The 19,684-nt window shown below is 61.6% G+C and carries 16 protein-coding genes and 3 pseudogenes; 12 read left to right on the top strand and 7 right to left on the bottom strand.

Annotation, left to right across the window (positions count from 1 at the left end):
• Positions 1-13: 13 nt before the first annotated feature.
• Positions 14-994: a GlxA family transcriptional regulator gene (locus tag H4I97_RS21205; RefSeq protein WP_182307721.1), complete on the top strand. Its 981-nt coding sequence runs from the start codon at positions 14-16 to the stop codon at positions 992-994.
• Positions 995-1,624: 630 nt separating this feature from the next.
• Here H4I97_RS21205 and H4I97_RS24660 read toward each other — a convergent pair.
• Positions 1,625-1,738, bottom strand: a pseudogene (locus tag H4I97_RS24660) (GNAT family N-acetyltransferase); the annotation flags it as partial.
• 26 nt (positions 1,739-1,764) lie between these two features.
• Complete coding sequence (locus H4I97_RS21200; RefSeq protein ID WP_182309020.1) at positions 1,765-2,043, bottom strand: type II toxin-antitoxin system TacA family antitoxin; 279 nt, start codon at positions 2,041-2,043, stop codon at positions 1,765-1,767.
• Positions 2,044-2,752: 709 nt separating this feature from the next.
• On the opposite strand from H4I97_RS21200, the gene H4I97_RS21195 reads away from it, so the two are divergent.
• The 11 genes and pseudogenes from H4I97_RS21195 to H4I97_RS21145 form a co-directional block, all read left to right on the top strand.
• Entirely contained in the window at positions 2,753-4,291 is a 1,539-nt protein-coding gene (locus tag H4I97_RS21195; protein WP_182307720.1) for an ABC transporter substrate-binding protein, read from the top strand.
• Positions 4,292-4,314: 23 nt separating this feature from the next.
• Positions 4,315-5,322, top strand: coding sequence for an ABC transporter permease (locus H4I97_RS21190; RefSeq protein ID WP_129330185.1), 1,008 nt, complete (start codon positions 4,315-4,317; stop codon positions 5,320-5,322).
• Entirely contained in the window at positions 5,319-6,227 is a 909-nt protein-coding gene (locus tag H4I97_RS21185; protein WP_182308971.1) for an ABC transporter permease, read from the top strand. The genes H4I97_RS21190 and H4I97_RS21185 overlap by 4 nt, the downstream gene beginning before the upstream one ends.
• The gene (locus H4I97_RS21180; RefSeq protein ID WP_182308970.1) at positions 6,224-7,228 is read left to right on the top strand and encodes an ABC transporter ATP-binding protein; all 1,005 of its coding nucleotides are present in this window, start codon (positions 6,224-6,226) and stop codon (positions 7,226-7,228) included. Before H4I97_RS21185 ends, H4I97_RS21180 begins: the two co-directional genes overlap by 4 nt.
• The gene (locus tag H4I97_RS21175; protein WP_244658898.1) at positions 7,225-8,241 is read left to right on the top strand and encodes an ABC transporter ATP-binding protein; all 1,017 of its coding nucleotides are present in this window, start codon (positions 7,225-7,227) and stop codon (positions 8,239-8,241) included. Before H4I97_RS21180 ends, H4I97_RS21175 begins: the two co-directional genes overlap by 4 nt.
• A 94-nt stretch (positions 8,242-8,335) precedes the next feature.
• Positions 8,336-9,343, top strand: coding sequence for a C45 family autoproteolytic acyltransferase/hydrolase (locus H4I97_RS21170; protein WP_182308969.1), 1,008 nt, complete (start codon positions 8,336-8,338; stop codon positions 9,341-9,343).
• A gap of 26 nt (positions 9,344-9,369) precedes the next feature.
• Entirely contained in the window at positions 9,370-10,365 is a 996-nt protein-coding gene (locus H4I97_RS21165) for a sigma-54 interaction domain-containing protein (RefSeq protein ID WP_182308968.1), read from the top strand.
• 172 nt (positions 10,366-10,537) lie between these two features.
• The gene (locus H4I97_RS21160; RefSeq protein ID WP_182308967.1) at positions 10,538-11,920 is read left to right on the top strand and encodes an acyclic terpene utilization AtuA family protein; all 1,383 of its coding nucleotides are present in this window, start codon (positions 10,538-10,540) and stop codon (positions 11,918-11,920) included.
• Complete coding sequence (locus tag H4I97_RS21155; protein WP_182308966.1) at positions 11,917-12,240, top strand: DUF4387 domain-containing protein; 324 nt, start codon at positions 11,917-11,919, stop codon at positions 12,238-12,240. Before H4I97_RS21160 ends, H4I97_RS21155 begins: the two co-directional genes overlap by 4 nt.
• Before the next feature lie 394 nt (positions 12,241-12,634).
• Positions 12,635-12,784 carry a hypothetical protein gene (locus H4I97_RS21150; RefSeq protein ID WP_182308965.1) on the top strand — a complete coding sequence of 50 codons (150 nt, stop codon included), beginning with the start codon at positions 12,635-12,637 and terminating at the stop codon, positions 12,782-12,784.
• 275 nt (positions 12,785-13,059) lie between these two features.
• Positions 13,060-14,208 (top strand): annotated as a pseudogene (locus H4I97_RS21145) (ATP-binding protein); the annotation flags it as partial.
• 250 nt (positions 14,209-14,458) lie between these two features.
• Here H4I97_RS21145 and H4I97_RS21140 read toward each other — a convergent pair.
• The 5 genes and pseudogenes from H4I97_RS21140 to H4I97_RS21120 all read right to left on the bottom strand — a co-directional run bounded on the left by H4I97_RS21140 (position 14,459) and on the right by H4I97_RS21120 (position 19,682).
• Positions 14,459-14,749: a type II toxin-antitoxin system TacA family antitoxin gene (locus tag H4I97_RS21140; RefSeq protein ID WP_244658897.1), complete on the bottom strand. Its 291-nt coding sequence runs from the start codon at positions 14,747-14,749 to the stop codon at positions 14,459-14,461.
• A 560-nt stretch (positions 14,750-15,309) separates the two neighbouring features.
• Positions 15,310-17,249: pseudogene (locus H4I97_RS21135) on the bottom strand (3-hydroxyacyl-CoA dehydrogenase NAD-binding domain-containing protein).
• Positions 17,250-17,255: 6 nt separating this feature from the next.
• On the bottom strand, positions 17,256-17,957 hold the full coding sequence (locus H4I97_RS21130) for an ABC transporter ATP-binding protein (RefSeq protein ID WP_182308962.1): 702 nt from the start codon (positions 17,955-17,957) through the stop codon (positions 17,256-17,258).
• Positions 17,944-18,729, bottom strand: a complete 786-nt coding sequence (locus tag H4I97_RS21125; RefSeq protein ID WP_182308961.1) for an ABC transporter ATP-binding protein — start codon at positions 18,727-18,729, stop codon at positions 17,944-17,946. Before H4I97_RS21125 ends, H4I97_RS21130 begins: the two co-directional genes overlap by 14 nt.
• A complete protein-coding gene (locus H4I97_RS21120; RefSeq protein WP_182308960.1) occupies positions 18,726-19,682 on the bottom strand; it encodes a branched-chain amino acid ABC transporter permease in 957 nt (318 codons plus the stop codon). The genes H4I97_RS21125 and H4I97_RS21120 overlap by 4 nt, the downstream gene beginning before the upstream one ends.
• Between the last annotated feature and the right edge of the window lie 2 nt (positions 19,683-19,684).

Genomic DNA, 19,684 nt, shown 5'->3' with positions numbered 1-19,684 from the left:
CTAGATTGTGCATATGTCGCCAAAATCGCCGTTTCACCTGACGTTTTTGTTGTTCGAAGGCTTCTCCAACATGGTGTTGGCGAGCGCCATTGAACCGCTGCGGGCAGCGCGAGACCTGTCAGGTCGACGGCTGTTTTCGTGGCAATTGTGCTCGCTCGACGGCGGCGCGATCGCCAGTTCGTCGCGCGCCCTGATCGGGGCAGATCTTCCCCTTGCCCGTGTGGGCGCGACGGATGCGCTGATCCTCGTGGCGGGATATGGAATTCGCAATCACCTGAACCACGATTCCTCCGCCGCGGTCAGGCGCAAGGCTCGGGGTCTGCCGATGGTTGGGGGCCTGGATACGGGCGCATGGCTTCTCGCGCGGATGGGTCTTCTCGGCGGGCGCCGGGCGACCATTCACTGGATGGAGAGAAAAGAACTCGCCGAGAATTTCCCCGAGCTCCAGGTCATCGACGCGCCCTACGTCGTCGACGGAAACATCGTGACATGCGGCGATGCGCAAAGCGTTCTGAGCTGGTCGCTCGATCTCATTGGAACATACGCCGACGAAGCGCTGCGTTTCGACGTTGCGAATATGTTCGGGCGCGTCGAGAGCCTTGATGAGAGGGCAACGGCACATGGCCTTTCCGGTCGATTGAGCGATCAGCGGCTGCCTATCGCCTTGCAGCGCGCAATCATCTCCATGCGAGAGACTGCGGAACAGCCGCTGCGGTTGCCGGACATCGCCGAACGCGTCGCGCTCTCGACGCGCGGGATGGATCGCCTGTTCCACACCCATCTCGGGGTACCGGCTGGAGAGTACTATCGCCAGATCAGGTTAGCTCACGCCCGCGCCCTGGCGCTTGAGACGAACCTTTCCCTCTACGAAATTGCCTCGCGGACGGGTTTTTCGTCGCCGTCGACGCTTGCGCGTGCCTATCGTATCAAGTTCGGCGAAACGCTCCGCCAGAGGAAGGCAGGCGATACGCCGAGTTCCACAAGCGGGTTCTAGCCGAGGCGGAGCAGCACTCGGTTTACAGGAGGCGGATGACTGTGCCTGGCATTGGAACAGTTGTCTCGTTCACCGACGTCGCGACGATCGATATTCTGAACAGGTCTCGCCATCCTCAATCGTTCGGAGAAATGTTGGGTTTTACACTCGTACTGAAAACAGTCAGGTGGAGTGAGCCGGCTCAGCCAAGTCTCTCTACGCGGGAATGCGATAGTGCGAAAGCTGGTCTACGAGGCAGCTCAGTTGATGACGAAGCGCGTGGCGAAATGGTGCTGGCTGATGGCAGAGGCAATGAATATTGCTAGGCGACACGGCAGTAAAAAGGGCGAAGGTCGCATTGGCCCGCCATCTCGCGGTCATGCACGGGATGCTGCAGAGTTTGGACCTCGTCATGGGACGGGATCCTCTTTCAAAGTCGCTCTTGTCATTGGCGCGGGACTTATTCGCGTTGGGCGTTATTGTTTTTCGTGAAAGTGCGCGCCAGTCATCGTTTTTCATGAGTGAGAATCGGATTTCATGCGATTAGGTCAAAAGAAGCCTTTTTCACACGATGTGACCGTTTTTCACGGGCGCTGGCTGCCGGAGTCGGCGATCCCCGTCGGAGCGCACGGTCGGTATAGCAACGCCGACACAGAATGCCTTCGAGGCATTCTGCTCGTGGCTTTGACGTGCATAGCGTCGGAGAAAGTCGTTCATTGCCAAATTGCCGCAATCGAAAGCCTTGCGATCGTGTGACTTCGCGATTGCTTCTTCTCGCCAAGCTGGCTAGGTCATAGCGTGTCGGGCAACGCCGCAATCGCCGCTTGCAACTTTCCGTTAGGCCTTGGAGGGTTCTCAAGCAGCTCCAGCACGCGTGCGTGATCGCTCGTCGCAACGCGAAGGACCTCCTCCGCCTCGATCACCGCTTCGGCCTCACGCAAGGCGCTCTGGGTGACAAAGTCGGTCAGGTCGGTGTTGCGCAGAACGGCGGCGCGCAAGAGCTTGGCCTTCGTTTTCGGCGAAACGCGCAGATTCATGCGCTTGTCGTCATCACAGGCAGCTTGGGCCATTTCCATCTCTCTCTCGTAAACCACTGCTGTTTAGGATATACGTGACGCAGGCTTCATTTTTCAAGGACGTGCATATTGATGGTGTACACGGACCGATCAGTACTTGCCCGGAAACACGCCCAAAACTCTCGAGTGGCCCGCCATCAACGTTCCTGAACACTCCGTCGATATCCGTGCAAGGGATATGAGACGCCACGCCAACGCGCAGTACGTCAGGCGAGGAACCGGAGATTGAGGCGAAACCGCAAAGCCTTTTTCCGCCGGCTGGGCGGCATCTGGCAACGCCGAGCGAACCACGCCTTTCATCAAGCCCATGTTCGTATCTTCGACGGTGCCGGCGCGGCATCAACGACGTCTCCACTGCCGTTTATTGCCCCCTGGACGCGGTGACCCTATCGCTATCCGGGTTCATCCGGTGCACGAACATGGACAATCGAGCGCGGGTTAGGTCAGAGAAACCTGGCTCCGACGCGGAACACATTGGTTCACGCGCCGCGCGCGTATTGAGAACATCATGCGTGTATTTCACGCGCACCATTCTGCACTGGCGTGGTGGTCGACCGATGCGGGGGACCAAAAAATTGAGAAAACAAGGTTTTTCGGGTGATCGCCGGGATCGGTCAGAGGTGGCACGCGGCTTGCAGAAATGTCGCTGGACCAGCGGAAACATAAGAACGCCGCGGCTCTTCTCGAACAAGGAGATATAAGAATGGGGAACTTTCAACGTCTTTTAATCACCACCGCGGCCACGCTTGCGCTTTCGGCGACCTCGCTGTCAGCCTCCGAAATACGGGTCGGCTTCACGGCCGATGCACTCACGCTGGATCCGGCCAATCATCGCAATCGCGAGACCGAGACGATCATCCGCAACATGTATGACGGGCTCTTGACCCGCGATGCCGAGATGAAAGTCGTTCCAGAGATTGCCGAATCCTGGACACAGACATCGCCGACGTCCTTCGAGTTCAAGATACGCAAGGGCATCAAGTTCCATGACGGCTCGGAACTAACCGTCGAGGACGTCAAATTCACCCTCGACCGCCTGACCGTAGAAGGCGCAATGGGCGACGGGCAGACGAGCCCGCGCAAGAGCCTGCTGGGTCCGGTCAAGGACGTCGAGATCGTCGGCGACGACACGATCCGCATCAATCTCAGCGAGCCCTGGCCGCTGCTGCCGGCCATGCTGCCTTTCCAGGAATTTGTCTCGAAGGCTTTCGTCGAGAAAGTCGGCACTGCCGGCATGGCAACTGCCGAGAATGGTGCGGGTCCCTTCAAGCTCGTCGAATGGCGCAAAGGCGACTCCATCATCATGGAACGCTTCGACGACTATTACGGCGGCTCGCCGGATATTGCACCGGTCGGCAAGGCTTGCGTCGACCGGGTGATCTTCAAGGTTATTCCTGAAACGGCTTCGCGCGTGGCGGCCCTGCTCTCCGGCGACGTCGACATCATCAACGGGCTGCCGCCCTTCTCGATCGCCCAGGTGGAGCAGAACCCCAATACGAAGGTCATGACGGTCAACGGAACGCGCAGTGTTTTCCTCGCGCTCAACCTGCATGGAGACAAGTTCGACGACATCAAGGTTCGCCAGGCGGTCGCGTATGCGCTCGACAAGCAGCTGATCATCGACAAGATCCTCGGCGGGAACGCCGTGCCGATTGAAGGCATCCTCAGCCCCGCCGCCTTCGCTGCGTCGACCAACCTGCCGAAGCACGACTACGACCCGGAAAAGGCAAAGGCACTGCTGGCAGAAGCCGGCTTCCCTGACGGCATCGACATAACGATCGACACCGAAGGCGCCGACAAGGACACGGTCGAGGCGATTGCCTCAGTTCTCTCCAAGTCCGGGATCCGCGCCAAGGTTGCCGTCGGAGAAAGTGCCCAGGTCGACGCGAAGTGGGATCCGAAGAACGACAAGAACGACGGCGATATGTATTTCACGTCGTGGGGTAACGGCTCGCTCGACCCGTTCGACATCTTCGTGCCCACGCATTACACGATGGGCCGCGGCAACGCCTCCGGCTACTCCAACAAGGAGGTCGACACCCTCCTCGACCAGGGCGCGGTCGAACTCGATCCGGCCAAGCGTGCGACCCTCTACCAGAAGGCCGAAGCGATCGTGAATGCGGACCTTCCCTACATCTACCTGTGGGTTCCGAAGGACATCTACGGGGTGTCCAAGCGCCTGAAGGGCTGGTCGCCGAGCGCCGACAGCCGCATCAACCTGCACGACGCCTGTGTTGAATAGCCAGCATAGGACGGGAACGAACCATGCATCTGGGTAAACTGGTCGAGCGTCTTCTGCAGCTCGTTCCCGTTCTCCTCGGTGTCAGCACCATCGTCTTCCTGATGATGGCGCTGACACCGGGAGATCCGGTCGAGATCATGATCGGCGACCAGCCGATCACAGCCGCCGAGGAACTGACGCTTCGCCAGAACCTCGGACTCGACAAGCCGATGGGCGAGCGCTTCCTGGTCTTCCTCGAAAACGCGGTTACCGGCGACTTCGGGACGAGCCTGTTCCACCGGCGACCGGTGTTCGACGTAATCGTCGAGCGTCTGCCGGCAACGATCGAGCTCAGCCTTGTGGCGCTCATCATTGCGCTCGCCACATCCATTCCGCTCGGCGTGATGGCGGCGATCAGGAAAAATACGATCATCGACCGCATCGCCACGGTCGGTTCGCTGCTTGGCGTTTCGCTCCCGGGCTTCTGGTTCGGCATTCTCCTCTTGATGCTGTTTGCCGTGCAATTGAGGCTTCTGCCGGTGTCCGGCCGCATCGGTTTCGACAGCGAGGTCGCGCCGATCACCCATTTCCTCTTGATCGATACGCTGTTGCGCGGGCGCCTCGACGCCTTTTGGGACGCGCTGTCCCACATCCTGTTGCCGGCAATCACGCTGGGGCTGCCGATGACGGCGATCCTGACGCGCGTCACCCGCACCTCGATGCTCGAAGTGCTGCGGCAGGACTATGTCGCCTTCGCCGAAGCCAAGGGCCTCAGCCGCCGGCGAATTCTCTTCCGCCACGCACTGAAGAACGCCCTGATCCCGACGGTCTCGGTCGCAGCCCTCGAAACCGGCTCGCTGCTCGGTGGCAACATGATCGTTGAGACGGTCTTCGGCTGGCCGGGCCTCGGTCGGCTCGTGGTCGAAAGCATCTTCGTGCGCAACTATCCACTCGTCCAGGCGGCCGTGCTGTTCTACGCCGTAACCTACGTGCTGGTGAACTTTGTTGCCGACCTCCTCTACACACTGCTCAATCCGAGGGTGAAACTATGACGGCGGCCGACGATACCGCCGCACCGGCCATCGCGACCGAAGAGGGCACCACCCTGTTTCGCCGCAATCTCAGTGTCTTTGCGGAGAACCGGCTGGCGCTCGCCAGCGCCGTGCTCATGCTCCTCTTCGTATTGGTGGCGATCTTCGCCCCGCTCATTGCACCACATGATCCGAACGAGACTGATCTTTTCAGGCGTCTGCAGCCGCCAGGCTGGGCGGCCGGCGGAGAATGGAGCTATCTTCTCGGCTGCGACGGGCTCGGCCGTGATATCCTCTCGCGCATCATCTACGGTTCGCGCATCTCGATCTTCATCGGCACCGCCGTCATTCTCATCGCGACCATGGTTGGCATCATTGCAGGACTTGCTGCCGGCTACCTGCGTGGCTGGGTCGACATTGCCATATCGAGGCTCGTCGACATTCTGCTCGGATTCCCGTACCTGATCTTCGCCATCGGTCTGATGGCGATGATGGGGCCTGGTCTCGTCAATATCATCCTTGCGCTCGCCTACAAGGAATGGGTCATCCCCTGTCGTGTGGTGCGAGGTGAGACGCTCGCAGCCCGCGAACTCGAGTATGTCGAAGCAGCGCGCGCCATCGGCGCTTCGCGCTTCCACATCATGCTGCGCGAAATCATGCCGAACATCCTGTCGCCGGTGATCGTCGTTTCGACCATCCGCATGGCCGACGTCATCATCCTGGAGGCGAGCCTCTCCTTCCTCGGTCTCGGCGTACAGCCGCCGACTGCCTCCTGGGGATCGATGGTGGCAGACGGGCGCGCTTTCATCCTCGAGGCCTGGTGGGTTTCGACCTTCCCCGGCCTTGCCATCCTTCTTCTCGTGTTGGTGATCAACGTGGCAAGCCAGGGCCTGCGCGACGCTTTCGATCCGAGGTTCAACGAATGACGACCACCGCAACGCCCCTCCTCCAGGTGCAGGACCTCAGGACGGTGTTCGAGACGCGTGCCGGCCGTGTCTTCGCAGTCGACGGCGTCGACGTCACCGTGTATCCGGGCGAATGTCTCGGCGTCGTCGGCGAAAGTGGCTCTGGCAAGAGCGTCACTTTTTCCTCGGTGATGGGATTGGTGCGGGCACCGGGGCGCATCGTCAACGGCTCGATCTCGTTCGAAGGGCGCGACCTCAGGGGTCTTTCGGTCCACGACATGCGCAGGATTCGCGGTCGCGACATCGCAATAACCATGCAGGACGCGTTGACGGCACTCAATCCCGCACTGACGGTGGGCGAGCAAATCCTCGAAGTGCTCTATGCCCATGACGAAACGCTTCCGGAAGGACGCATGGCGCGGCGCAAGGCGGCACGCGCCAAGGCGGTCGACATGCTCGAACTCGTCGGAATCGCCTCGGCTGGCGACCGCCTCAAATATTACCCTCACGAGTTTTCGGGCGGCATGCGCCAGCGGATCATGATCGCCATCGCGCTCGCCTGCCGGCCAAAGCTATTGATCGCCGACGAGCCGACCACGGCCCTTGACGTGACGATCCAGGCCCAGGTGCTGGAACTGATCGCCGATATCCGCGCGCGCCTCGGCATGAGCGTCGTTCTGATCACTCATGACCTCGGCGTGGTGTCCGAGTATTGCGACCGGGTGATGGTCATGTACGCCGGTCAGGTGGTCGAGGAAGGCCCGACCGCTTCGGTCATCCGGGAGCCACTGCATCCCTATACGCGCGGCCTCCTCCAATCCATTCCGCGGCTTTCTCTGCGCGGGCAGAAGATCAGCCCGATTGAAGGCCAGGTACCCGATCTGGTCGACCTCCCGCCGCAGTGCCGTTTCTATTCCCGCTGCGGCGAACGCATCGACGCCTGCCGGCAACGCATCGACATGCGCGACCTCGGTGAACAACGCCGTGCGCGCTGTATTCGGCTGTCGGAGGGCAAGGCATGAACGAGAGGATGACTACGCCGCTTATCACCGTCGACAACCTCGTGAAGCACTATGGCGGGCGACGGGACCCGATTTCCTGGGCGACTGGGAAACCGGCAATCAACATTCGGGCACTTAACGGCGTCTCTTTCGAGGTGCGACGCGGCGAGACGCTCGGCCTGATCGGCGAAAGCGGGTGCGGGAAATCGACGCTCGGGCGCACGCTGCTTCGCCTGCACGAACCAACCTCCGGCAGGGTCGTCTTCAACGGAACAGACATAACCGCACTGAAGCCCGATGCGTTGAAGGCAATGCGTCGAGACATGCAGATCATCTTTCAGGATCCTTACGCGTCGCTCAATCCGCGTCGTACCGTTGCAGACATCATCGGACTGCCGCTGATGCTGCACGGGCTTGCCTCCAATCGGCGCGACATGCGCGACAGGGTCGCAGCGATCATGGACAAGGTCGGGCTGAAGGCCAATCATCTCGATCGCTACCCGCATCAATTCTCCGGCGGGCAACGCCAACGCATCGGCATCGCCCGGGCTCTGATCAGCAATCCACAGTTCATCGTCTGCGACGAGCCGGTTTCGGCTCTCGACGTCTCGATCCAGGCACAGATCATCGAACTGCTGACCAGCCTCAAGCGCGAGATGGGACTGACCTACCTTTTCGTCTCCCACGACATCTCGGTCATCGGTTACCTGAGCGACCGCGTCGCGGTGATGTATCTTGGCGAGATCGTCGAGATGGGACCGGTCGAGGCCGTACTGTCTAATCCGCGCCATCCCTACACGCAGAGCCTGATGTCGGCCGTGCCCGATGTCGACCATCCCGGCAAGCGTCAGCGCGTGCGGCTCACCGGCGATCTTCCTTCGCCGCAAAACCCGCCGCCGGGCTGCAAATTCCATACCCGCTGTCCGCTGGCGATTGACCTGTGCCGGAAGGAAGCGCCACCCCGCCATGAGGCCGGCAACGGTCACACGGTGTCCTGTCACCTAATCAATGACGAACTCTCGATCCTGAGGTAGTGCGATGCCGCTCTTCAATGCTGCTCCTGCTGTTCCGGTTCTCCTCTCCGGCAGCCCTTGCGAGCGCGGGCGCGCGCAAGCGGCCAGGGCTGGCGTGAGCGAGTCCCAGGTCCGAACCGCCGTCCTTGGCCGTGTCGAGGAGGCCCGCGCCGCCGGCCTGATCGACGCCGATGGCTTGCGTTACGTCGAGGCCCAGCGCGCCTTCCTGACCGCCAACGATCCTGACACCATGGCGGAACTGGCCGGCATAGCTGAAGGGTTCGGCGTTCCTGAGGACGATCTCTTCGTCCACCAGCACCTTACAGTCCTTCGCGACCTCAAGACGGGTGCGCACATCGACACGGATGGTTGCAGCACCTGGGCGGTCGGCGATAGCGAGGATGGACCGCTTGTCGTGAAGAATCGCGACTTCTCGGGGTCGCATCTCGGCGTGCAGCGCGTCTTCCTGCATGAGGGTCCGGACATTGCGACCGGCCGGATGATCTGCGTCGGTAGCGCCGGCAGCCCCGGGGCCTATTCGAGCGGGATAAACGCGGCGGGTCTCGCCCTCGTCGACAACCACGTGGGAACCAACCACCATGGTGTCGGCTGGCTCCGCTACTTTGCGATGACCCGGATACTGGCAACGTGCCGCACGGTCGACGAGGCGATCAGCTTCATCGCCGCACGGCCCCATGCCGGCGGCGGAAATCTCATATTGGCCGATCGCAGCGGGGCGACGGCTGCAATCGAATTGGGAACTGGTTCATCCGGCATCGAGAAGGGCGCGGCATCTTGGCGGACCAACCATTTCGTCACGGCGAACATGGCGGACTGCAATCTTCTCGAGCATGGCGACCGGATCGACGACAATTCGTCGATCCGGTTCGACTTCCTGTCGCGCATGGTTCCGAACCGGCGTTGGAGCGTCGAAGCGGCTGCAGCCCTGATGGCGACCCATGCCGAGGACGGGGCAGGCATGGCCCCGCTCTGCCAGCATCCGGACCACGACGGTTCCCAGACCATTTCCTCCGTCATCTACCGCTGCGACAAGGCGAGCCTTCATTTTCTGGAGGGGAACCCCTGTTCGGGAGAGTGGCAGTTGTTCGAAATGACCGTATAATCGCCATGTCTCAACCAGGGCGACCCATGGCGAATTACGAGCGTGATCTGATCGGCGAGCATGCGAGCATCGATGCCCTGCGGAAGCTGATCACGCGTGTGGCCAAGAGCCCCGCCCGCACGGTCCTCATCTACGGCGAGACCGGGACCGGCAAGGGACTGGTGGCGCGCATGCTGCACCAGCAGTCGGCGCGAGCTTCGGGCGAGTTCGTCGACATCAACTGTGCGGCTATCCCATCGAGCCTGCTGGAATCAGAACTGTTCGGGCATGAGCGCGGCGCCTTCACCGGCGCCCAGGTCAAGAAGGCCGGCCTGGTCGAGATGGCAAACCACGGCACGGTGTTCCTCGACGAGATCCGCGAAATGGACCTCGTGCTGCAGGCCAAGTTGCTGAGCTTCCTCGACACGCAGAGATTCCGTCGGGTCGGAGCCGTCACTTCGACTTCGGTCGACGTCAGGCTCGTCGCCGCGACGAACAAGATCCTGCTCGGCGAGGTCAATTCCGGACGTTTTCGCGAGGATCTCTATTACCGGCTGCAGGTGGTTGCGATCAACCTTCCGGCACTCAGGGAACGCGCCTCCGACACCCTGATCCTGGCGCAGCACTTCGTCGACAAGTTCAACGTCCAGTACAGTCGCAAAATCAAGGGCATGAGCGAGGAGGTCCAGCAGATATTCCTGGACTATCCCTGGCCCGGAAATGTTCGCGAGCTGGAAAACCTGATCGAACGCATTTTCATTCTCGAGGACGACGACCTCATCCTGCCACGACACCTGCCTGACCGCATTGTGCGAACCGTCAGGGCGAAGGCCGCGGGTGTCGTGTCTCACCCGAAGGAGCAAGCCTCCGTCGATGATCTCTCGCTCGGTTTTCACGGGGCCACTGCTCACTATCAGAAGCAACTGATCGAGGCAGCACTCGCGGCGGCGGCTGGAAATCTCCAGCGCGCTGCGGCAACCCTGAAACTGAGCCGGCATGCCATGCGCCACCAGATGATCAAGCTCGGCCTGATCAACGACTGAGGCGGCGCGCAGCGCACGACACGCCGCGTGCGTTTCGCGCAACCCTGTCGGACCGGATTATTTCGGCGCTTTTCGCGATGCATTTTCAATACCTTAGACGTGCGTCTACGTTTGGCACGTTGCATGCATTCACCAGGACAAGACGGTTCTCGTTCTTCAATGGAGAAAGTGCATGCGATCTATGAAGATCATCTGCCCTAACGGGCATCTGGGTTTCGCGCCGCTGAAGCCTGCGAGCTTCCACATCGGCGTCGACGCCGGCCCCGACTTCATCGCAGCCGACAGCGGAAGCGATGACATCGGCCCGGTGCCGCTCGGCAACGATACCTGCGCAAGTCCCAAGGCCTGGCAGGCACATGACCTCGAAGAGATGTTGCTGGCCTCGCGTCGTATCGGCGTGCCGATGATCATCGGCTCGGCGGGAGACACCGGCACCAACAGCCGGGTCGACATGTATGTCGAAATGATCCGCGAAATTGCCGAAAAGCACAGTCTGCCGCCTTTCCGCATCGGCTGGTTCTACTCCGAGGTCGACAAGGAGTTGATCCGTTCAAGGATGCGTTCCGGCTCGACCGTCGAGGGCCTCGATGCCCGTCCGCCGTTGACGGAGGCGGTGCTGGATACCACCGATCGTGTTGTCGCCATGGCCGGCGTTCATCCGTTCCGCGCTTTGCTCGACCAGGGCTGCGACGTCATCATCGGCGGCCGCTCCTCAGATAGCGCAGTATTCGCGAGCGCTGCGCTTGCCCGCGGGTTTCCCGAGGCGCAGTCCTATTATCTCGGCAAGGTGCTGGAATGCGCTTCGTTTTGCGCGGAACCCTATGGCGCCAAGGAAACCGTCCTCGGTGAAGTCACGCAGGACTGGGTGGAAGTCACGGCCATGGCGCCAGAACAGCGCTGCACCATCGCCTCCGTCGCCGGTCACGCCATGTACGAGCGCTCCAACCCGTTCTTCGAGTATGTCGCCGGCGGCATGCTCGACATGACCAATTGCGTCTACGAACAGGTTTCGGAGAAGACCACCCGGGTCACCGGCATGGAATTCGTCCCCGCAACCGATTTCCGCGTCAAGCTGGAAGGTTCCGGCAAGCTCGGCGAACGCTTCGTCGGAATGGCCGGCATTCGCGATCCCTACACCATTGCTCACGTCGACGAGGTAATCGAATGGGCGAGAACGCAGGTACGCGAGCGCTTCGGCCCTGAAGGCTGGGAACTGCACTACAACGTCTTCGGCCGAAACGGCATCATGGGCCACATGGAACCGCTGAAGGACAAGCCGGCGCACGAGCTGATGATCGTGGTACAAGGTGTGGCTCCCACCAGGGAGATGGCCGAGGAGGTCACCATCACCGGCACCCGCCAGCTGTTCTACGCCCGTCTCCCCGACGTCAAGGGTACCGCCGGTGGCGTCTCCTTCATCCTTGACGAAGTCATGCCGGCAAGCCCAGCCTATCACTGGACCCTCAATCACACGATGTCGGTCAGCGACCCGCTGGAACTCTTCCCCACCCACACCGCCATCATCGCCAATGGGCAGATCGAGGCTACGCAATGACCGTGACCAAACTTTCCGACCTCGCCAAGACGATCCGCAGCAAGAATGCCGGCACGGACAAGATCACCTTCGACGTCATCTTCCGCGAGCGCGAGACCTACGACAGGGTTAAACGTTCAGGAGCGCTGACGCCGGAGACGGTCTGCGCCATCCTCGGCATCGACCGGGCACGGCTGACCGATTTCGTCGAATATGATCCGGCCTATGCCATCAAGTTCACAATCCTGCGTCTGCGCCCGAGCGGAAGCCCCGGCGACGCCGACATCTTCGGCGCGCAGCAATATGCCCCCTTCCTCGACGTCGAGGTCAGGGAAATCTGATCCGGGCGCTGCCCGGGACCACCTCTGCCTCCCGCGGTCCGGCTGCGGGAGGCGCGTCGTATATCGGGTTCATTCGATTCTTGTGTCGTGGAGGAGTCGTCGAAGGCCTGGACCTGGATCGCAACGGCGGATTGAAACAATCGTCCAGTTTCGTCAATGAGCAGACTGCCGGCCCTCCCGGTTGATCGCCCTTCGCGCCCGGGCGTTCTAGTCCCTGGCTCGCCTCCGGCGGTCACCTCAGCGAGACGACATCGACCGAGCTGAAGGAGGCGTTCGCCCTGATGGAGCAGGCAAAGCAATGCTGAAATCGATTGCACCACCGAGGTGACAGCTCGATCGTCCGGTCGCGTCCGCAAGTGATTTTCATTTCCGTCCGGAGTTTCGCCCCACGAATTTGATCATTCAGCTCTATCGCTATGGCCTTCCCACCGCCGTCATGGCCGCCGTCCTCCTGCTGACGGAGATCACGCCGCTGTTCTGGCTGCCCATCTGCCTAAATTCACGCGCGGCGATCCTGGTTACCTTTTCGAACTTCCACTGCTAACATTGGCGGGAGGCACCTGGGACCGCATCCGCGGCGCGTCAGGCTTAGCTGTGGGGGCTGCCTTCCGTACCGCGTCTGCTCTCGCTCCGGCCCGATCATTGCAGCAGGCGTCCTGCTGAGGATATCATGCCGACACGCATCAGAACGGCAAATGAGATTTCGGACGATGCGCATGGAGCGGAATGGTTCATCGAATTTGCCGGTTGCACTACTTTCATGTTGCCTGACACTCCTCAAATTCCCAATCTGCGGACGATTGACTTCCAATTAGCCGACCACGCCGGGCAGGCAAAACAACGCTCGTCAAGAAGATGGGTACGTCTGAGCGCACCTACATAACCTTAGATGATCAAACGGTTCTGGAAGCCGCCAACAATGATCCGGTCGGCTTCATCCGAGGTCTCGATCAAGCGATTATCGATGAGGTACAGCGAGCGCCTGACCTTCTATTGGCGATCAAAAAATCGGTTGATGAAGATTACCGTCCCGGTCGGTTCTTACTGACCGGCTCGGCAAATGTGCTGACCCTGCCGAAGGTTGCCGACAGCTTGGCGGGGCGCATGGAAACCATCCAAATGCTCCCCTTGGCAAGGGCTGAGATCGCCGGTCATTGCCCGAGCTTCCTTGAAGGTTTGTTTGATGGAAAGTTGAAAAGTCAGCCGAACGCAATTGTCGGAGACGATCCGGTTCAGTTGGTCTTGCTTGGCGGTTTCCCAGAGGCTCTCAGTCGAGAGAACGAACGTCGCCGCCAGGACTGGGCGCGCTCTTACCTCACTTCTATCCTCATGCGCGATTTGCGGGATATTGCGGACGTCGAGAAGTTGACCGAGCTGCCGAAATTTGTTCGGTTGCTTGCAGAGCATTCCGGCCAACTCGTCAACTACTCCGAGTTCGGAGCTGGCATCAACGTAAGCCACAAGACGCGCCAACGATACGTAGGCCTGTTGGAGCAGGTTTTCCTGATAACAACGCTGCGGCCCTGGTTTACCAATTCCCTGAAGAGGATAGTGAAAACGCCGAAGCTGCACTTTGTTGATTCCGGGCTGCTGGCGACGATACGCGGGCTCACATTCGATCGGGTGAAAGCTGATCGCGGAATGTTCGGCGCACTATTGGAAAGCTTTGTGTTCTCCGAGATCCAGAAGCTCATGACCGCGACAGATCTTAGGGTCACTGCCCACCATTTTCGGGATCGAGATGGCCGGGAGGTGGACGTCGTCTTGGAGCGCGACGATGGGATGATTGTAGGCATAGAGGTCAAGGCAAGCGCTACAGTTAGAGGCGGCGATTTTTCTGGTTTGAAGGCCCTAGCCGAAGCTGCCGGCAGTCGTTTCGTTCATGGTGTCGTCCTTTACGACAGCACGGATATAGTTCCTTTCGGCGATAGATTGGCGGCCGTGCCTCTGTCCTGCTTGTGGGATTGATTCGAAAATTATAGACAACATCTCGCAATTGCTGGGCGACGCTTTGAAAGCGATACTCACTCGCGGTTGGCGCGTTAGGTCCTCAAAGCAGAGCTATCCAAGGCAGAGAGCCTGCAATTTGTCTTGACGTCACTGACATTGATGTCCTGCGGGACGACCTCGCGCAAATTGCAGTCTATCCGCTCATCGCCGTACGAGGACGTCTTGCGTTGGTGAGCCGTGGTCAACGCCTCTACTGCAAACCTTGGCCTCACCGGCGCGCGATCACGTCGACATGATGCTTCGCCGCGCGGGCCAGACGGACATTGGGCGCGGGCGGATCAATCAGTGCCTTCGCAAAGCGCACCTGATCCTCCGCCGCCAGACGCAGCACGTCGGCTTCCTCGACCGTGCGGCGGGCATCCTCGCCCGCCGTGGCGATCAGGTAGCTCGTCAGTGTCATGCCGCGCAGCTTGGCCGCGCGCTGCATCTGCTCATAGACATGGACGGGAACGCGTGCCTCAAGGCGGGCGGTTTCGACTTCACTTGCGGGTCTGGGCACGACTGATCTCCTTGACAGGATTATATTCGGCATACTGCCGAATGTATCAAGGACCGGATGAGCCAAAGAGTTCATCGGACAGATCTCAGAACCATCGTTCGAAGACCTCGATCTCTGCCTCAGCAACGGGAACGAAGTCGGGCCAGTTGTCGGCGACGGCTTTTGTGCCGAGGTCGCGTTTGGGTGGCTTGCCGGGAAAGGGCCAGGGATGGCCCAGTAATTCCTCAAGCTGCTCCGACGCCGATCGCGCTCAGCGTCAAGGACCACGCGATCCGTCTTCTGGTATCCGACGAGAAGCTGGAGAAAAGGCGAGCCGAGCGGAAGTTCGAAAAACGGTCGGCACCGCGCGGTTACGATCTGCTCTATTGCGATCATGTCCTTCAGGCAGACGAATGCTGCGATTTCGACTTCCCCCGAAATCCGGGGGAGGCCATCACGCGATAGCGCACGCCAAACATGCGGGGTCAGGGATCTCTGCGTCCGAAACGGCTGCGCCTGTCGCTGGCAATGAGGTTGCGGAAGAGACCGACGGCAACTGCATTGCCGTCGGCGCTCATCTTTCAACCGCCCGCTAATGTGAAGAACATTGGGCCGCCGCGCCAGCGCGGGAAACCGTAGCCGTGGATTTCGGCCAGGTCGATATCGGACGGCCGCTCGGCAATCCCTTCAGCGAGGATTGCCTCGCCTTCGCGGGCCATTGCGCCCACCAGACGATCGGCGATTGCCGCTGCATCCAGAGCCGCCCCGGGCTTGATCTGGTCGCGGAGTAGCTGATCAACGTCCTGCGAGGGAAGCGGACGCCGGTCTCCGGCCTCGTAATCGTACCAGCCGCCGCCGGTCTTCTGGCCTTTGCGACCGGCTCGCACCAGAATGTCACCCAGCGTTTCGGGAACGTCCCGACCGGCGGCCCGCGCACCTTCTCGCTGCAGGAACGCGATATCAAGGCCGCCGAGGTCCTGCGCCTCGAAGGGACCCATGGCGAATCCGAACGCACGCATCGCAGCATCAACGTCGGCGATCGAGACGCCCTGCCGGACCAGCGCTTCGGCTTCGGCGCGGTAACGCTTGAGGATGCGATTGCCGATGAAGCCCTCGCAGATGCCGGCACGGACCGGCACCTTGCCGAGCAGGCGGGCGAGCGCAAAACCCGTGGCGAGGGTCGCGGCGTCCGTCTCCGGTGTCGGCGCGATTTCCAGGAGCTTCATGATGTTGGCCGGGCTGAAGAAATGCAGGCCGATGAACCGGCCCGGATGCGGCAGGTCCTCCGCGATGTCCCGGGGATCGAGATAGGAGGTGTTGGTGGCCAGCACCGCATCGGCGCGGCAGACGCGGCCAAGCTCGGCGAACACCTGACGCTTGACCGACAGCTCCTCGAAGACCGCCTCGATCACAAGGTCGGTGTCGGCGAGCGCGGCATAGTCGGTCGAACCCGTGACCCCGGCAAGCCGCGCTTCGGCGGTCGCCTCGGTCAATCGACCGCGCTTCACCGCCCCGTCGAAGATCGCCTTCAGATTGGCAAAACCGCGTTCGACAGCCGCATCGTCCCGTTCGATCAGGACGACCGGAAGCCCGGCATCGCGAAGCGCCGCGGCAATGCCCGCCCCCATGGTGCCGCCGCCGATCACGGCGGCGTTCCGCAACGGTCTTGCCTCAATGCCTTTGAGCGCCACCGGCCGCGGGGCTGCGCGTTCGGCGAAGAAGACATGGCGAAGTGCAGCCGCCTGTTCGGAGGCGCGCAGCTCGAGGAAAGTTGCCCGCTCGAATTGCATCGCGGAGGCAAAATCGGTCTCGGTCGCCCGGCGCAGGCACGCGAGCGCCCGCAGCGGGGCCATCTCACCTTTGGCGCGTTTGGAAATGGCGACCTCGGCGTTCTCCCAGAAGGTCTCCGGCACGGACGGCGTCGCTCGCAGAGAGATCGGAAGGGGCAGCTCGTCGTCAAGATCCTCGGCAAAAGCGATGACACCGGAACGAAGATCGCCCTCAACGATCCGGTCGATCAGCCCGAGCTCCATTGCCCGAGGTGCTCGCACCGGCTTGCCGGTCGTCACCAGATCCACCGCGACCTCGACACCCGCGAGACGCAAGGTGCGCACCGTACCGCCGGCGCCGGGACAATGCCGAGGGTCACCTCCGGCAGGCCGACCGAGGCCTCCGGCGCAGCCAGCCGGAAACGGCAGCCGAGCGCGATCTCGAAGCCGCCGCCGAGCGCCGAACCGTGGATTGCCGTAATCCACGGCTTGGCTGCCAGTTCGATGGCCGAGACGACGTCCGGCAAATGCGGTGGCTGTGGCGGCTTGCCGAACTCATTGACGTCGGCGCCGGCGATGAAGGTTCGCCCGGCGCAGACGAGCACCACGGCCGAGACATCGGGATCGTCGTCCAGGGCGGCCACCGCGTCCAGGAGACCCTGGCGAACGGCCTGGCTCAAGGCGTTGACGGGCGGATTGTCGACGGTGATGACGGCGATCTTGCCCTCACGGGCGATGGTGATAACGGACATGTGCAATCAGATTCCCAGATAAGCTTCTCGAACACGCGGATCGGCGAGCAATTCGCCGGCCGATCCTTCCATGGTGATCCTGCCGGTTTCCATGACGTAGCCGCGGTCGGCGACGGAGAGGGCGCCAAAGGCGTTCTGCTCGACGAGCAGCACGGTGACCTTGAGATCCCGCATGCTCCTGACCACGTCGAAGATCTGCTGGACAAGGATGGGCGCGAGCCCCATGGACGGCTCGTCGAGCAGCAGGCAGGAGGGGCGGCCCATAAGCGCACGGGCGATCGCCAGCATCTGCTGCTGCCCGCCCGACAAACCGCCGGCGGCGAGATTGCGCTTCTCCCTGAGGATCGGGAACATCTGGAAGGCGTTCTCCATGTCCTGGTCGACCCGGTCGTCGGTGAAGAGGAAGGCACCAAGACGCAGGTTTTCTTCAACCGTCAGGTTGGTGAAGATCTGCCGACCCTCGGGCGACTGGGCAAGACCTCGCCCGAGACGCTTGTGGGCCGGCGTCGCGGCGATGGACTCGCCACGGAAGATGATCTCGCCGCCGCTCACCGGCTGGAGGCCGGACAGGCAGCGCAAAAGCGTGGTCTTTCCGGCGCCGTTCGCGCCGACGATGGTGACGATCTCGCCGGAATCGATGTGCAGATCGATGCCGTGCAGCGCTTCGATGCGGCCGTAACGTGATCTCAGTCCCTCAACCGTGAGCATGGGACGGCTCCTCCGTCTTCGTTCCGAGATAGGCCGCAATCACGTTCGGGTCGCGCGAAACGGCGGCAGGCTCGCCCTCGGCGATCTTCACCCCGTGATCGAGGACGACGATATGGTTGGAGATCCGCATCACCATCTTCATGTCGTGCTCGACCAGAAGAATTGCGACGCCGGAGGCGGCGACCTCGGCGATCAGGTGATCGATCTCCGCGGTTTCGACGGCGTTGCAGCCGGCTGCCGGTTCGTCGAGCAACAGGACCTTCGTGTCGAGCGCGAGCGCCCGGGCGATTTCCAGCCGCTTCAACGCACCATAGGAAAGGCTGCCGGCCTCGAGCTCGGCCGCATTGGCAAGTCCCACGCGAGCCAGCAGCTCCCGCGCCCCCGTCCGTGCATCGCGCGAGCGTCGGCGCGATCCCGGGAGCCCGAAGAGGTCGGCCAGAACCGAGCCCTTTTCGCTGAGATGAAACCCGGCGATGGCGTTCTCGAGCACCGTCATGTTCTGGAAGATCTGCAGGTTCTGGAAGGTTCGCGACATGCCGCGGCGTGCGAGCAGATGCGGCGAGAAGCCGGTGACGTCCTCACCGTTCAGTCTCACCCTCCCCGACCTCGGCACGTAGACGCCCGAGATCATGTTGAACAATGTGGTCTTGCCGGCACCGTTCGGCCCGATCACGGAGACGATTTCCCCGGGATTGACCGAGAAGCTCACGTCATCGACGGCTTTCAGGCCCCCGAAAGCAATTCCCAATCCTTCGACGCTGAGAAGGCTCATGCTCCCCTCCCCGTAAACTGACGCATCAGCGACGGCAGGAGGCCCTCGCGCAGGAAGATCATCACCAGCATCATCACCAGGCCGAGCACGACTTGCTCGTATTCGGCAAACACGGTCAGCACCTGCGGCAGGAGGGTGAGAATGCCGGCACCGAAGATCGCTCCCAACACTGAACCTGCGCCGCCGAGCACAGCCATGGTGACCAGTTCGATCGAATGCATGTAGCCCGCGACATCCGGCGTGATGAACTTGTTCTGCAGGGCGAGCAGAGAGCCAGAGGCCGAGGCATAGACCGCCGAGATGACGAAGGCCTGAAGCTTTGCCCGGGGTACGTCGACACCGACCGTGCTTGCGGCGATTTCCGAACCGTGAAGGGCACGAAGCGCACGGCCGGTCGGGCTATCGTAGAGATTGAGCGCCAACCACGCACCGACCAGCAGGCAGAGGCCACAGAAGAAGTACCAGAATTCCGGTGCCGAGAGCTCGAGGCCGAGCTTCTTGAGCGCCTGGCGGAGGCCGAGATCGGCAACAGCGATGCCGTCCGGGCCACCGGTCAGCCATGCCTCGTTCGAGAGCACCATGGAGACGAGGATGCCGAAGCCGAGCGATGCAACGGCGAGATAGTACCCCTTGAGCCGCAGGATCGGGCGACCGACGACGTAGGCGACCACCGCGGAAAGTCCCGCGCCGAGGATCGCGGCGACGGCCGGATGAAGGCCGAGATGCACAGGTGCCAGTGCCGAGGCATAGGCACCGATCCCGGCAAAGCCGGCGTGGCCGAGGCTGATCTGTCCGGCGAAGCCCGTCAGGATGACGATGCCGAGCACCGCTACGCCGTTGACGAACAGGAGCGAGCCAACCCGGAAATAGAAGGCGGACGGAAAGAAGAATGGCGTCACCGCTATGAGCAGAGCCAGAACGAGTAGCGTGGTCTGTTTTACCGTGAGCCGCATCG

Origin of the sequence: Ciceribacter thiooxidans (assembly GCF_014126615.1) — a bacterium.
In the GTDB taxonomy this organism is placed as follows: Bacteria; Pseudomonadota; Alphaproteobacteria; order Rhizobiales; family Rhizobiaceae; genus Allorhizobium; species Allorhizobium thiooxidans.
The sequence above is the reverse complement of the archived record's forward strand: the minus strand, read 5'-3'. Positions and strand labels throughout refer to the sequence as shown.

Excerpts from the sequence above, each read along its gene's own strand:
- H4I97_RS21205 (WP_182307721.1), top strand. The coding sequence starts at position 14 with ATGTCGCCAAAATCGCCGTTTCACCTGACGTTTTTGTTGTTCGAAGGC.
- H4I97_RS21200 (WP_182309020.1), bottom strand. The coding sequence starts at position 2,043 with ATGGCCCAAGCTGCCTGTGATGACGACAAGCGCATGAATCTGCGCGTT.
- H4I97_RS21195 (WP_182307720.1), top strand. The coding sequence starts at position 2,753 with ATGGGGAACTTTCAACGTCTTTTAATCACCACCGCGGCCACGCTTGCG.
- H4I97_RS21190 (WP_129330185.1), top strand. The coding sequence starts at position 4,315 with ATGCATCTGGGTAAACTGGTCGAGCGTCTTCTGCAGCTCGTTCCCGTT.
- H4I97_RS21185 (WP_182308971.1), top strand. The coding sequence starts at position 5,319 with ATGACGGCGGCCGACGATACCGCCGCACCGGCCATCGCGACCGAAGAG.
- H4I97_RS21180 (WP_182308970.1), top strand. The coding sequence starts at position 6,224 with ATGACGACCACCGCAACGCCCCTCCTCCAGGTGCAGGACCTCAGGACG.
- H4I97_RS21175 (WP_244658898.1), top strand. The coding sequence starts at position 7,225 with ATGAACGAGAGGATGACTACGCCGCTTATCACCGTCGACAACCTCGTG.
- H4I97_RS21165 (WP_182308968.1), top strand. The coding sequence starts at position 9,370 with ATGGCGAATTACGAGCGTGATCTGATCGGCGAGCATGCGAGCATCGAT.
- H4I97_RS21160 (WP_182308967.1), top strand. The coding sequence starts at position 10,538 with ATGCGATCTATGAAGATCATCTGCCCTAACGGGCATCTGGGTTTCGCG.
- H4I97_RS21155 (WP_182308966.1), top strand. The coding sequence starts at position 11,917 with ATGACCGTGACCAAACTTTCCGACCTCGCCAAGACGATCCGCAGCAAG.
- H4I97_RS21130 (WP_182308962.1), bottom strand. The coding sequence starts at position 17,957 with ATGCTCACGGTTGAGGGACTGAGATCACGTTACGGCCGCATCGAAGCG.
- H4I97_RS21125 (WP_182308961.1), bottom strand. The coding sequence starts at position 18,729 with ATGAGCCTTCTCAGCGTCGAAGGATTGGGAATTGCTTTCGGGGGCCTG.
- H4I97_RS21120 (WP_182308960.1), bottom strand. The coding sequence starts at position 19,682 with ATGCGGCTCACGGTAAAACAGACCACGCTACTCGTTCTGGCTCTGCTC.